Below are 12,275 nucleotides of genomic sequence, written 5' to 3'. Positions count from 1 at the left end.
CTCCTAGCCTGACCCCATGGACGTAAAACTCGCGCAGTGTTTCATCGCCGTCGACGACCATGACAAGGCCCTGGCCTTCTACCGGGACGTGCTCGGCCTGGAGGTCCACAACGACGTGGCGTTCGAGGGGATGCGCTGGGTGACCGTCGGGTCGCCCCAGCAGCCGGGCGTGGAGATCGTGCTGGAGCCGCCCGGCGCCAACCCGGACGCGTCCCCCGCCGACCGGCAGGCCGTGGCCGAGCTGCTCGCCAAGGGCATGCTGCGGGGGGTCATCTTCTCCACCACCGACTGCGACGCGCTGTACGAGCGGGTGCGGGAACACGGCGGCGACGTCATCCAGGAGCCGACGGACCAGCACTGGGGCGTACGGGACTGCGCCTTCCGGGACCCGGCGGGCAACCTGCTGCGTTTCACCGAACGCCGGGACGAGTAGCCCCCGCGGGCCCCTCTACGATCCCCTCCATGACCATCCGCTGGACGTACGTCTTCGCCGACCGTCCCACCGCGCACCTCGCCGCCGCCCAGGCCTTCTGGACGGCCGTCACGGGCACCTTCCTCTCGGCGCCCCGCGGGCAGGACGACGAGTTCGTGACGCTGCTGCCGGCCAACGGCGTCGATGCCTGCGTCAAGATCCAGGGCGTCGACGCGGGCCCCGGCGGAGCCCACCTGGACCTGTGCGTCGAGGACGTGCCGGGCCTGGTGAAGCGGGCCCGGGAACTCGGCGCCGAACCGGTCGCCGAGCACGAGGGCTGGGCCGTACTGCGGTCGCCCGCCGGGCAGTTGTGGTGCGCGGCCCCCTGGCAGGGCGAGTCGGTGCGGCCACCGGTCGTCGCGGGCAGCCGGCTCGACCAGGTCAGCCTCGACATCCCGCCGTCCGCGTACGCGACGGAGACCGCGTTCTGGGCGGAGCTGACCGGCTGGGAGCTGCTGACCGGTTCGCTGCCGGAGTTCCGGGTGCTCAGGCCACCGGCCGGGCTGCCCGTGCGGATCCTCCTCCAGCGGCTGGCCGACGAGCGCCCGGCCGCCGCCCATCTCGACCTGGCCTGCGAGGACGTCGCGGCGACCCGGGCCCGGCACGAGGAACTCGGCGCCGTCCACGTGGCCGACGGGCGGCACTGGACGGTGCTGCGCGACCCGGCGGGCGGCGTCTACTGCCTGACCGGCCGGGACCCGGAGACCGGCGGACTCCCGGACAGGGCCTAGCCCCAGGGCTCCACGTCCACCACGGCCGTGACCGGGATCGGCCCGTACACGTGCGGGAACTCCTCGCCGTCCGGCTGCACCGCCTCCCACTTCACCGGTACGCCGACCCGTGCCGGATCCACGACCAGTACCACCAGTTCGTCCGGGCCGTCGTAGGAGCCGTACAGGAACGCTGCCACGCGCGGGAGTTGTTCCCGGGTGGAGCAGTGGACGAAGCCCTCCTCCTGAAGGGTGCGGCCGCGGGTGGACAGCTCGTAGGAGCCCCGCGCGCGGGCGTCCTCCCACAGGGAGCGCTCGGTGATGTGCAGGATGTTCGGAAGTCCGGTCATGCCGTCAACGCTAGGGCGTCGCCCGGTCCGTCTTCGCGGCGGACCCGGACGCCGGGGCCGGGGTCGGCGGCCGCTCCTGCCGCCGGTTCCCCGCGCAGTCGGGATTACGGCAGGGAGCCGGTCCCCAGACCGGAACCCACGCGCCCAGCGTCTTGCGCCGATGCACCACTGTCTCGACGGCCTGCCCGCACACCGGGCAGACCCGGTCCTGGCTGTCCATGTCTCCATCGTAGGCCGAAACGGGGGGATCCGGCGGCCGGCCATCCGCCGTGGAAAACGCCGGGCCCCGCACGCCGTGGGGATGTGCGGGACCCGTCGGGCCGGAGCCCCCGGGAGCCGTGCGGGGTCAGGAGCCGCGCGGTTCCGGGGGTTCCGGTGTCTTCACCTGCTGCGCCGGGTCACGAACTCGGCGAGCGCGAGCAGACCGCCCGCCGACTCGGGGTCGGGTACCGCACGGGTGAGCTCCTCCATGGCCAGGGCCATCCGGTCGGCCGCCTCGGCCTGTGCCCAGTCACGGCCGCCCGCCCGCTCCACGGCCAGTGCCGTGCGCGCGACCTCGTCGGCGTCGGCCCTCGCAGGCGGCTCGGCGTACAGCTCGGCGAGTTCGTCCGCGGCCGGGGTGCCGGAGGCGAGGGCCGCGACGACCGGCAGGGACTTCTTGCGGGCCGCCAGGTCCGCCCCGGCCGGCTTGCCGGTGCGCCGTGGATCACCCCATATCCCGATGACGTCGTCGATCAGCTGGAAGGCGAGCCCGGCCTGCCGGCCGAAGCCGTCGAGCGCCGCCACCTCTTCCGCCGCCGCCCCCGCGTACAGCGCGCCGAGGGCGCAGGCGGAGCCGAGCAGTGCCCCGGTCTTGGCCTCGGCCATGACGAGCACCTCGTCGAGGGTGACCTCGCCCGGGGCCCGGTCCTCCATGGCCGTGTCCGCGTGCTGACCGGCGCACAGTTCCAGGACGCACCGCGCGAGCCGGGCGGCGGCGGGACCGGACGCTGGGTGCGGGTCCTCGGCGAGCAGCCCCAGGGCCAGCGCCTGGAGGGCGTCCCCGGCGAGGATCGCGTCGACGTCGCCGAACACGGTCCACGCCGTGGGCCGGTGCCGGCGTGTGGTGTCCCGGTCCATGACGTCGTCGTGCAGCAGCGTGAAGTTGTGCACCAGTTCCACGGCGGCAGCGGCCCGGACGGCGGCCGCGCGGGCCGCCGGGCCGCCGAGCGCGTCGGCGGCGGCGAGGACGAGAGCGGGCCGGATGGCCTTGCCCGCGTCGCCGGCCGCCGGCGTGCCGTCGGCGTGCTCCCACCCGAAGTGGTAGCGCGCGACCCGGCGCATGGCGCCGGGCAACGAGTCGACGGCCGCGTGCAGTTCGGGGTCGACGGACGCCCGGGCACGCTCCAGTACGGCCGCCGCCTCCGTCCCGTCGAGGGACTCGGGCCTCTCCGGCGGCACCCCCGTGGCGCGCTGCCGGCGCTCCGTCACGAACTCGGCCATGGCCTCCCCCTCGCGGAGTGGGCGTACGGTGGCGTCTGTGCCCCGGCTTCGCACGTACCCCGAGGGTGTACCCGCCCCGGAGGGCGGGAACACGGCCGCGAAGTGCGGAAACGTCACCTCCAGCGGCCGATCTCGACGTTCTCCAGCACGCCGAGGGCGTCGGGGACCAGGACGGCCGCCGAGTAGTAGGCCGTGACCAGGTAATTGATGATGGCCTGCTCGTTGATGCCCATGAAGCGCACCGACAGGCTCGGCTCGATCTCGTCGGGGATCCCGGACTGGCGCAGCCCGATGACGCCCTGGTCCGCCTCGCCCGTGCGCATGGCGATGATCGAGGTGGTCCGGGCCTCGGAGACCGGGATCTTGTTGCACGGGTAGAGCGGGACCCCGCGCCAGGTCGGGATGCGGTTGCCGCCGACCTCGATGGACTCGGGGACCAGTCCGCGCTTGTTGAGCTCGCGGCCGAAGGCGGCGATCGCCCGCGGGTGGGCGAGGAAGAGCTTGGTGCCGCGGCGGCGACTGAGCAGCTCGTCCATGTCGTCCGGGCTGGGCACGCCGTCGTGCGGCTGCAGCCGCTGGTCGTACTGGCAGTTGCTGAGCAGGCCGAACTCCGGGTTGTTGATCAGCTCGTGCTCCTGGCGCTCCTTCAACGCCTCGACGGTCAGCCGGAGCTGGTGCTCGGTCTGGTTCATGGGCTGGTTGTAGAGGTCGGCCACCCGGGTGTGGATGCGCAGCACGGTCTGGGCGATGCTCAGCTCGTACTCGCGCGGCCGGGCCTCGTAGTCGACGAAGGTGTTCGGGATCTCGGGCTCGCCGCTGTGGCCGGCCGCGAGGGCGACCTCCTTCTCACCGAACCTGTTGGTGCGCTGCTCGGGGATCGCGCGCAGCCGGTGCAGGTGCTCGCGCAGCGAGTCGGCGCGCTCGGCGACCTGCTCGAAGTCCTGCCGGGACAGGGTCAGCACGGTGCAGGCCGTGTCCGCACGGGCGGTGTACTCCCAGATGGCGTCCGGGTCGATCAGGCCCTGCTCGCCGAAGTGCGCGCCGTCGGCGAGGACACCGAGCACCGCGTCGTCGCCGTACGGGCCGGTGCCGATCTTCTCGACCCGGCCGTGGGCCAGCAGGTGGACCTCCTCCGCCTGGCTGCCGAACGAGGCGATGACCTCGCCCGCCGCGAAGTCGCGCTGCCGGCACCGCTGGGCCAGCTCCCCCAGAACCTCCTGGTCCTCGTAGGACCGCAGGACGGGCAGTTCGCCCAGCTCCGCGGGGATGACCTCGACCCGGTCTCCGGTCTTCAGGAACGTGATACGGCCGTCACCGACCGTGTAGGTGAGCCGCCGGTTCACTCGGTACGTGCCGCCCTGGACGTCCACCCAGGGCAGTGTCCGCAGCAGCCAGCGTGAGCTGATCTCCTGCATCTGGGGCGCGGACTTGGTCGTGGTGGCCAGGTTCCGCGCGGCCGCCGTGTCCAGGGACTGCTGCGGCTTGCCCTGATCCGTGCGGACCTCTTCGCCTACCGACATAGAGAAATGCCCTCCCATACCTGCGCGGATGCCGAACTGTCCACGCATCGGTCTCACCGGCCACCCTGTCATCACGGAGCGTGCCCGTGCCATTACCCGAAAGAGCGGGAATAGATCATCGAACATGTGGGCATGCCGGGCGAATAGTCGCTCAACCGGCCCGCGATATGCCGACTTGTCCTGATCGGCTCGCACGTGATCCGAACATCGCCTCGGGGGCTGGCCGTGGACCCGCGCGTTCTGTAGAAGGTTCGGCACCAGCCGAGCACAGAAGCTAAGGAGGCGGTCATGGCCCCACCCATGTCCGCGGAGGTCTTCCTCGACGCGTTGCGCAGCGAGGGCGTCACGGTCGTCGAGGTCGGCGACTGGAGGGAACACAACCGCAACCACAAGGGGCCCTGGGGCCCGGTCCACGGCGTGATGATCCACCACACGGTGACCCACGGCGCGGCCCGCACGGTGCGGATCTGCTACGACGGCCGCCCGGACCTCCCCGGCCCGCTCTGCCACGGTGTCATCACCAAGGACGGCACGGTCCACCTCGTCGGCCACGGTCGCGCCAACCACGCGGGACCGGGCGACGACGACGTGCTGCGCGCCGTGATCGCCGAGAAGGCCCTGCCCCGGGACAACGAGGCGAACACCGACGGCAACCGGCACTTCTACGGCTTCGAGTGCGAGAACCTGGGCGACGGCGAGGACCCCTGGCCCGCGGCCCAGCTGGAGGCGATCGAGAGGGTGGCGGCGGCAGTGTGCCGGCGGCACGGCTGGTCGGAGCGGTCGGTGATCGGCCACGCGGAGTGGCAGCCGGGGAAGGTGGACCCCCGTGGTTTCACGATGGCCTGGCTGCGCGAGCGCGTCCGGGACCGTCTGAAGTGACCCGGTGCCCGCACTCCGGGCGACAATGACCGCGTGACCAGCGCCGACATACTCAGCCCCCGGCTCCCGTCCCCTCTTGAGGAGGTGGCCGACGACCGGTTCGCCCGCCGCGGCGTCCGGCTCCTCCTCAAGCGCGACGACCTGATCCACCCGGAGCTGATCGGCAACAAGTGGCGCAAGCTGGTCCCGAACATCGAGGCGGCGGCCGGACGGCCGGTGCTCACCTTCGGCGGGGCGTACTCCAACCATCTGCGGGCGACGGCAGCGGCCGGGCGCCTGCTCGGCTTTCCGACGGTGGGCGTGGTCCGGGGCGAGGAACTGGCCGCCCGGCCGCTGAACCCCTCGCTGGCGCGGTGCGCGGCCGACGGCATGCGGCTGCACTTCGTCGACAGGTCGGTCTACCGGCGCAAGACCGAGCCGGCGGTGGTGGCCGCGCTGGCGCGGGCGGCGGGGGCCGAGGACGCGTACGTCGTGCCGGAGGGCGGCAGCAACGCGGCCGCGGTCCGCGGCTGCCGGGCCCTGGGCGAGGAGCTGCGCGACCGCGCCGACCTGGTGGCGACGGCGTGCGGAACCGGGGGCACGCTGGCCGGGCTCGCCGCCGGACTGGGCGCGGGACAGCGGGCGCTGGGGGTGCCGGTGCTGCGCGGCGGGTTCCTGGCCGGGGAGACGGAGCGGCTCCAGCGGGAGGCGTTCGGGGGGCGGCGCGGGGACTGGTCGCTCGACGAGCGGTTCCACTTCGGCGGATACGGGCGGACGACCCCCGGCCTCGACGACTTCGCACGGGACTTCGAGGACCGGCACGGGGTGACGGTGGAGCGGCTGTATGTCGCCAAACTGCTCTATGGGCTTGTCGAGCTGGCAGCGGAAGGCGCCCTGCCCAGCGGGATCCGGGTGGCGGCGGTCATCACCGCCTGACCTGCGCTTCCGTCGGAACCTCAGGTCGCCTCCCGGAACGCCGCCGCCTCCTCCAGGTCCAGTCGGCGCAGCAGGGTGCGGAGCATCTCGTCGTCGATGTAGCGGTGGTCGCGGAGCCGGACGAAGACCGCGCGTTCGGCGCTGATCATGTCGCGGGACAGCCGCCGGTAGGTCTCGTCGACCGACTCGCCGGTGACGGGGTTGGTCTGGCCGAGACGCTCCCACACGGCGTTGCGACGGCGTTCCAGGACACTGCGCAGGCGGTCGGCGAGCGGCGGCGGCAGCTCGTTGCGTTCGTCGGAGAGGAGGTCTTCGAGGCGGTTCTCGGCCGCGCGGGAGGCCTGCGCCTGGGCGTTGGCCTCGGCGAGGGTCTCGGCCTGCACGTCCCGGGGCGGGAACTTCAGCAGGCGGATCAGCGGGGCCAGGCTCAGGCCCTGCACCACCAGGGTGCCGATGACGGTCGTGAAGGTCAGGAACAGGATCAGGTTGCGCTGCGGGAAGGCGCTGCCGTCGTGCAGGGTGAGCGGGATCGAGAAGGCGATGGCCAGCGAGACGACGCCGCGCATGGCGGCCCAGGACTCGACGACGGGCGATCTCCAGTCGAGGTCCCCCTCCCGCTCGCGGATCCGGGGGAACACCAGGCGCGGCAGGACGGCGGCCGGGTACATCCACACGAACCGGGCCGCGACCACGACGAGGAAGAGGGCGGTCGCGTACCAGGCGGCGTCGATGCCCCGGTACGCGCCGAGGCCCTTCAGGACGACCGGCAGCTGCAGTCCGATCAGCGCGAAGACCGCCGACTCCAGCAGGAACGCGACCATCCGCCACACCGCGTCCTCCTGGAGGCGGGTGGCGAAGTCGACCTCCCAGGCGCGGTGGCCGAGGTAGAGGGCGACCACCACGACCGCCAGCACGCCGGAGGCGTGCAGCTGCTCGGCGACGCCGTAGGCGACGAACGGGATCAGCAGCGACAGCGTGTTCTGGAGCAGGGCCTCCTTCAGATGGGTGCGCAGCCAGTGGATCGGCACCATCAGCGCCAGCCCGACCAGCACGCCGCCGATCGCGGCCACCAGGAACTCGCCGACCCCGTGCATCCAGGAGGCGCCCTCGCCGATGGCGGCCGCGACGGCCACCCGGTAGGCGGTGATCGCGGTGGCGTCGTTGAGCAGGGACTCGCCCTGCAGGATCGTGGTGAGCCGGGACGGCAGCCCCACCCGGCGGGCGATCGCGGCGGCCGCGACGGCGTCCGTGGGTGCCAGCACCGCACCCAGCGCCAGCGCCGCCGGCAACGGCAGGCCGGGCACGATCGCGTAGGCGGCCCAGCCGACCACGAAGGTCGCGAAGAGCACGTAGCCGACCGACAGCAGCGCCACGGGCCGCATGTTGGCCCGCAGGTCGAGGTACGAGCTCTCGGTGCCCTCCTTGTACAGCAGCGGGGGCAGCACGAGCGGCAGCACGATCTCCGGGTCGAGCGTGTAGTCGGGGACTCCGGGGATGTACGAGACGGCCAGGCCGACGGCGACCAGCAGCAGGGGCGCCGGCACCGGGGTACGCCGCGCCGCGCCCGCGACCGTCGCGCTTCCCGCCACCAGCAACAGCAGTGGCAACACGTCCATGATCCTCGCCCACCCTCATTTTCCGCGCGGCCACCCGCACACCCGTCGTAATCTGGCAATCATGAAACAGTGCACGCATGCCGGCGCGCTGCCGCACCCGGAACCCCGACCGCTGGACGAGACCTGCCCGGAGTGCCTCTCCCGGGGCTGGCACCCGGTTCAGCTGCGGCTCTGTCTGACCTGTGGCCATGTCGGCTGCTGCGACTCGTCGCCGGGAAGACACGCGACGGGGCATCACGAGACGTCAGGTCACCCCGTGATGCGGACCTTCGAGCCCGGCGAGGACTGGCGCTGGTGCTTTGTCGACCACGTCCTCGTGTGACACTGCACTACGGCCGCTGAAGGCGGCCGTGGCGACGGTTCGACGGTTCGACGCCGGGGTACGTCAACCCGGCGCGTGCTCTTCCCAATTGGGCAAGCCGGACCCCTAGACACGGAGCGTATCCACAGGTTTACTGTGAGTGACGCCAGGGGGTTGGGGTCCCGGGACAGAAAAGTATGGAGCGCGGTAGCGTCACCGCTGAACCACGTAGTGCGTTACCCCGGGGGGCGACCCCTCGGCCCCGAAATGCTTGTACCACCATGGAGGTGAGGGTGTCCCAGATCGCAGGCGAGCCCGCGACCCAGGACTTCGTGGAAGTCCGGCTGCCGGCTGCGGGTGCCTACCTGTCGGTGCTGCGGACGGCCACGGCCGGTCTCGCCGCCCGCTTGGACTTCACCCTGGACGAGATCGAGGACCTGCGCATCGCGGTGGACGAGGCATGCGCGATCCTGCTCCAGCAGGCCGTTCCCGGCTCGGTGCTCAGTTGTGTCTTCCGCCTCGTCGACGACTCGCTGGAGGTCACGGTCTCCGCGCCGACCACGGACGGTCACGCCCCTTCGCGCGACACCTTCGCCTGGACCGTGCTGTCGGCCCTGGCGGGCAAGGTCTCGTCGGCCGTCGACGAGGACAAGACCGTGTCGATCAGCCTCTACAAACAGCGCGGCGCGGGACCCGGGCCGGCGTGAGGAACGAGGACGGGCCGGTGCGGGACGAAGAGCGCGGCACACGGGAGCTGTCGGCCGGGGGCGAAGAGCCCGAGGCCGACTCCCGCCGCATGGCTGACGGCATCGACGGCATCCCGGAACAGGCCAGGCCGCACCCGGAGGAACCCTCCGCGCGCGCCGGGCTGGAGGGTGCCGCGCAGAGCGCGCCCCCGGAAGGGCGGAACGGGGCCACGGCCCCGGACCGAGCCGGGGCGAAGGCTCGTGGAAGGGCGACGGGCGGGACGATGAGCGAGCACGAGCGATACGCCGAGGACAAGGCGCTGGCCGCGGAGGTCGTGCAGGCGACCCACCACGAACCTCAGGACCGCAGCGGGGCGCGCGCCATGTTCATCGAGCTGCGCAAGCTCAAGGACGGCAGCCCGGAGTACGCGGAGCTGCGCAACAGGCTGGTCCGGATGCACCTGCCGCTCGTGGAGCACCTCGCGCGCCGGTTCCGCAATCGCGGCGAGCCGCTGGACGACCTCACCCAGGTCGCCACGATCGGCCTGATCAAGTCGGTGGACCGCTTCGACCCGGAGCGGGGCGTGGAGTTCTCCACGTACGCCACCCCGACCGTGGTCGGCGAGATCAAGCGCCACTTCCGCGACAAGGGCTGGGCGGTCCGCGTCCCGCGCCGCCTGCAGGAGCTGCGTCTCGCGCTGACCACCGCCACGGCGGAGCTGTCCCAGCAGCACGGGCGCTCCCCCACGGTCCACGAGCTGGCCGAGAAGCTCGCGATCTCGGAGGAGGAGGTCCTGGAGGGCCTGGAGTCGGCCAACGCGTACTCCACGCTGTCCCTGGACGTTCCCGACACCGACGACGAGTCCCCGGCGGTCGCCGACACACTCGGCGCCGAGGACGAGGCACTGGAGGGCGTCGAGTACCGCGAGTCCCTCAAGCCGCTGCTGGAAGACCTGCCGCCCCGCGAGAAGCGGATCCTTCTCCTCCGCTTCTTCGGCAACATGACGCAGTCCCAGATCGCCCAGGAAGTCGGCATCAGCCAGATGCACGTCTCCCGGCTGCTGGCGCGGACCCTGGCCCAGCTTCGCGAGAAGCTGCTGGTCGAGGAGTAGGTCTTTCCGTCGGCGACCGGATCAGCCGCTGCGCCCCGGCCCCTTGATCCCCAGGGCCCGGGTCGTGGCAGAGTTCACCAGCAGGACCAGCGAGGCGACGGCCACCACGGCCAACGCGATCCCCGCCGGAATGGCCGCGCTGTCGGCCTGCAGCAGGCTGTAGGCCACTGGCAGCGCCATGATCTGCGTGATCACCGCGGGTCCCCGGCTCCAGCTCCTGCGCAGGAGCAGCCCCCGCGCCGCCAGCAGCGGCAGCAGCGCCAGCACGATCACGGTGATGCCCCCGGTGACGGCCTGTCCCCGGTCGTCCGGAGATCCGGTGAGCCCGAGGACCAGCATCCAGACCCCGCCGACGGCCAGCGCGAGCCCTTCCAGCCCGCTCAGCGCGGCCGCGTACGTCAGCCTTCGCGGACGGGGCCCGTCGGTCACGTCGGCCTTCTCGGCCGTAGGCGCATTGCTCACGGCAGAAGGGTAGCCCTCGCCCGAAAACGCGGGCCCGGCCCCTCGGCGCCACGTGTTCAGACTCACGCCTCTTTCTCTTACCGGATCCCTAACGCGGCCTGGGCCCGGTACTTCCCAGTAGGTACGCTGCAATCCATGCGTGCACTTCTCGTGGTCAATCCGGCGGCAACCACCACAAGCGCACGTAGGCGCGATGTCCTGATCCACGCGCTCGCGAGCGAGGTCGAACTGGAGGCCGTCACCACCGAGTACCGCGGCCACGCCCGTGACCTGGGCCGGCAGGCGGCGGAGAGCGAGGACATCGACCTGGTCGTGGCCCTCGGCGGCGACGGCACGGTCAACGAGGTGGTCAACGGCCTCCTCCACGCCGGCCCCGACCCGGACCGGCTGCCCGGACTCGCGGTGGTCCCCGGCGGCTCCACCAATGTCTTCGCGCGCGCCCTCGGCCTGCCCAACGACCCGGTCGAGGCCACCGGCGCCCTGCTCGGCGCGCTGCGCGAGAAACAGGAGCGGGTCGTCGGCCTCGGCCTGACGGCCGGCACCCCCGGCACCGCGGACGAGGCCGTCCCGGCCCGCTGGTTCACCTTCAACGCGGGGCTCGGCTTCGACGCCGGCGTGGTCGGCAGGGTCGAACAGCAGCGGGAGCTCGGCAAGAAGTCGACGCACGCACTGTATGTACGACAGGTCGTACGGCAGTTCTTCGGTGAGGAGCACCGCCGGCACGGCACGATCACCCTGGAACACCCCGGGGCCGACCCGGTCACGGATCTTGTGGTGGCGATAGTCTCGAACACCTCGCCCTGGACGTATCTCGGCAATCGTCCGATGTACACGTCGCCTAAGGCCTCGTTCGATAAAGGCATCGACGTACTCGGTCTCAGCCGCCTGTCGACAGCCGCGGTTGCCCGGTATGGCACCCAGTTGCTCACTTCGTCCCCCGAGCGCGGACCCCATGGCAAGCACGCCGTGTCCTTGCACGACCTGGACCAGTTCACCTTGCATTCGAAGGTCCCCCTCCCCCTTCAGATGGACGGCGACCACCTAGGACTGCGTACGAGCGTGACGTTCACAGGCGTACGCCGCGCACTGCGTGTGATTGTGTGAGCGGAACGGGCCAAAGTCCTTTCACTCGAACGTTTAGGCCAGGATCCACCCCATGGAAGTACGGCTGTGACCCAGTCGACACCGAGGAATCAAAAAAAACTTTCCGGAAGGGGTTGTATCCGTCGCTGAGGTTTGCGAGGCTCTACGTGGCGGTCGGGACAGCCCGCAACACTGGCGTCCACTGATCACCGGAATCCCCTTCAACTCACAGGACCCCTGCCAGGGAACCTGGCGGTCGGCCCTTCACTTGTTGAGGGATTCGTGAAAGCGTTCACATTCACAAGCAACGTGCATGTAATACCAAGGAGAGGTAGCAGCCATGGACTGGCGTCACAACGCCGTTTGCCGCGAGGAAGACCCCGAGCTCTTCTTCCCCATCGGCAACACCGGTCCTGCGCTGCTGCAGATCGAGGAAGCCAAGGCCGTCTGCCGTCGCTGTCCCGTCATGGACCAGTGTCTGCAGTGGGCGCTCGAGTCCGGTCAGGACTCCGGCGTCTGGGGTGGTCTCAGCGAGGACGAGCGTCGCGCGATGAAGCGCCGTGCCGCCCGCAACCGGGCCCGTCAGGCCACCGCCTGACAGTCCCACCCCTGGTGACGGCCTGAGCTTGGCGGCGCGTACAGCGAGTACGCATCTCCCGCCCCCGAGCCGCAGCGCGCAGTACCCCG

Annotated in this window: 15 protein-coding genes; 9 read left to right on the top strand and 6 right to left on the bottom strand. The window is 71.4% G+C overall.

Annotation, left to right across the window (positions count from 1 at the left end):
• Positions 1–16: 16 nt before the first annotated feature.
• Positions 17–433, top strand: a complete 417-nt coding sequence (locus ACFXI4_RS17510) for a VOC family protein (RefSeq protein ID WP_384991440.1) — start codon at positions 17–19, stop codon at positions 431–433.
• Positions 434–462: 29 nt separating this feature from the next.
• Positions 463–1,203, top strand: coding sequence for a VOC family protein (locus tag ACFXI4_RS17505; RefSeq protein ID WP_384991437.1), 741 nt, complete (start codon positions 463–465; stop codon positions 1,201–1,203).
• Here the strand turns inward: ACFXI4_RS17505 and ACFXI4_RS17500 are convergent.
• The 4 genes from ACFXI4_RS17500 to ACFXI4_RS17485 form a co-directional block, all read right to left on the bottom strand.
• The gene (locus tag ACFXI4_RS17500; protein ID WP_384991434.1) at positions 1,200–1,532 is read right to left on the bottom strand and encodes a DUF952 domain-containing protein; all 333 of its coding nucleotides are present in this window, start codon (positions 1,530–1,532) and stop codon (positions 1,200–1,202) included. The two genes, ACFXI4_RS17505 and ACFXI4_RS17500, sit on opposite strands and share 4 nt — an antisense overlap.
• Positions 1,533–1,542: 10 nt before the next feature.
• A complete protein-coding gene (locus ACFXI4_RS17495; RefSeq protein ID WP_384991431.1) occupies positions 1,543–1,752 on the bottom strand; it encodes a hypothetical protein in 210 nt (69 codons plus the stop codon).
• A gap of 161 nt (positions 1,753–1,913) precedes the next feature.
• Entirely contained in the window at positions 1,914–3,014 is a 1,101-nt protein-coding gene (locus tag ACFXI4_RS17490; RefSeq protein WP_384991428.1) for a family 2 encapsulin nanocompartment cargo protein polyprenyl transferase, read from the bottom strand.
• A 113-nt stretch (positions 3,015–3,127) separates the two neighbouring features.
• A complete protein-coding gene (locus ACFXI4_RS17485; RefSeq protein WP_384991425.1) occupies positions 3,128–4,534 on the bottom strand; it encodes a family 2B encapsulin nanocompartment shell protein in 1,407 nt (468 codons plus the stop codon).
• A gap of 288 nt (positions 4,535–4,822) precedes the next feature.
• Between ACFXI4_RS17485 and ACFXI4_RS17480 the strand changes: the two genes are divergently transcribed.
• Together ACFXI4_RS17480 and ACFXI4_RS17475 are read left to right on the top strand one after the other, a co-directional pair.
• Complete coding sequence (locus ACFXI4_RS17480; RefSeq protein WP_362729997.1) at positions 4,823–5,413, top strand: N-acetylmuramoyl-L-alanine amidase; 591 nt, start codon at positions 4,823–4,825, stop codon at positions 5,411–5,413.
• Between the two features lie 33 nt (positions 5,414–5,446).
• On the top strand, positions 5,447–6,328 hold the full coding sequence (locus ACFXI4_RS17475; RefSeq protein WP_384991421.1) for a 1-aminocyclopropane-1-carboxylate deaminase/D-cysteine desulfhydrase: 882 nt from the start codon (positions 5,447–5,449) through the stop codon (positions 6,326–6,328).
• 20 nt (positions 6,329–6,348) lie between these two features.
• Here ACFXI4_RS17475 and ACFXI4_RS17470 read toward each other — a convergent pair whose 3' ends face one another.
• Positions 6,349–7,944 (bottom strand): Na+/H+ antiporter, encoded by a 1,596-nt coding sequence (locus ACFXI4_RS17470; RefSeq protein WP_384991418.1) that lies wholly within the window; start codon positions 7,942–7,944, stop codon positions 6,349–6,351.
• A 61-nt stretch (positions 7,945–8,005) separates the two neighbouring features.
• Here ACFXI4_RS17470 and ACFXI4_RS17465 point away from each other — a divergent pair, with 61 nt between their 5' ends.
• The 3 genes from ACFXI4_RS17465 (at position 8,006) to ACFXI4_RS17455 (ending at position 10,043) form a co-directional block, all read left to right on the top strand.
• Positions 8,006–8,266 (top strand): UBP-type zinc finger domain-containing protein, encoded by a 261-nt coding sequence (locus ACFXI4_RS17465; protein ID WP_384991415.1) that lies wholly within the window; start codon positions 8,006–8,008, stop codon positions 8,264–8,266.
• Positions 8,267–8,538: 272 nt separating this feature from the next.
• A complete protein-coding gene (locus ACFXI4_RS17460) occupies positions 8,539–8,952 on the top strand; it encodes an anti-sigma regulatory factor (protein WP_004925829.1) in 414 nt (137 codons plus the stop codon).
• A gap of 17 nt (positions 8,953–8,969) precedes the next feature.
• The gene (locus ACFXI4_RS17455) at positions 8,970–10,043 is read left to right on the top strand and encodes an RNA polymerase sigma factor SigF (RefSeq protein ID WP_384991412.1); all 1,074 of its coding nucleotides are present in this window, start codon (positions 8,970–8,972) and stop codon (positions 10,041–10,043) included.
• A gap of 21 nt (positions 10,044–10,064) precedes the next feature.
• Here the strand turns inward: ACFXI4_RS17455 and ACFXI4_RS17450 are convergent, their stop codons facing one another.
• Positions 10,065–10,505 (bottom strand): hypothetical protein, encoded by a 441-nt coding sequence (locus tag ACFXI4_RS17450; protein ID WP_362715204.1) that lies wholly within the window; start codon positions 10,503–10,505, stop codon positions 10,065–10,067.
• 135 nt (positions 10,506–10,640) lie between these two features.
• On the opposite strand from ACFXI4_RS17450, the gene ACFXI4_RS17445 reads away from it, so the two are divergent.
• Entirely contained in the window at positions 10,641–11,609 is a 969-nt protein-coding gene (locus ACFXI4_RS17445) for a diacylglycerol/lipid kinase family protein (RefSeq protein ID WP_384991409.1), read from the top strand.
• Positions 11,610–11,928: 319 nt separating this feature from the next.
• On the top strand, positions 11,929–12,186 hold the full coding sequence (locus tag ACFXI4_RS17440; protein WP_010353616.1) for a WhiB family transcriptional regulator: 258 nt from the start codon (positions 11,929–11,931) through the stop codon (positions 12,184–12,186).
• Positions 12,187–12,275 lie beyond the last annotated feature (89 nt).

Source organism: Streptomyces sp. NPDC059224, assembly GCF_042754285.1.
Classification (GTDB): domain Bacteria; phylum Actinomycetota; class Actinomycetes; order Streptomycetales; family Streptomycetaceae; genus Streptomyces.
This window is presented reverse-complemented; position numbering and strand designations above follow the sequence as displayed.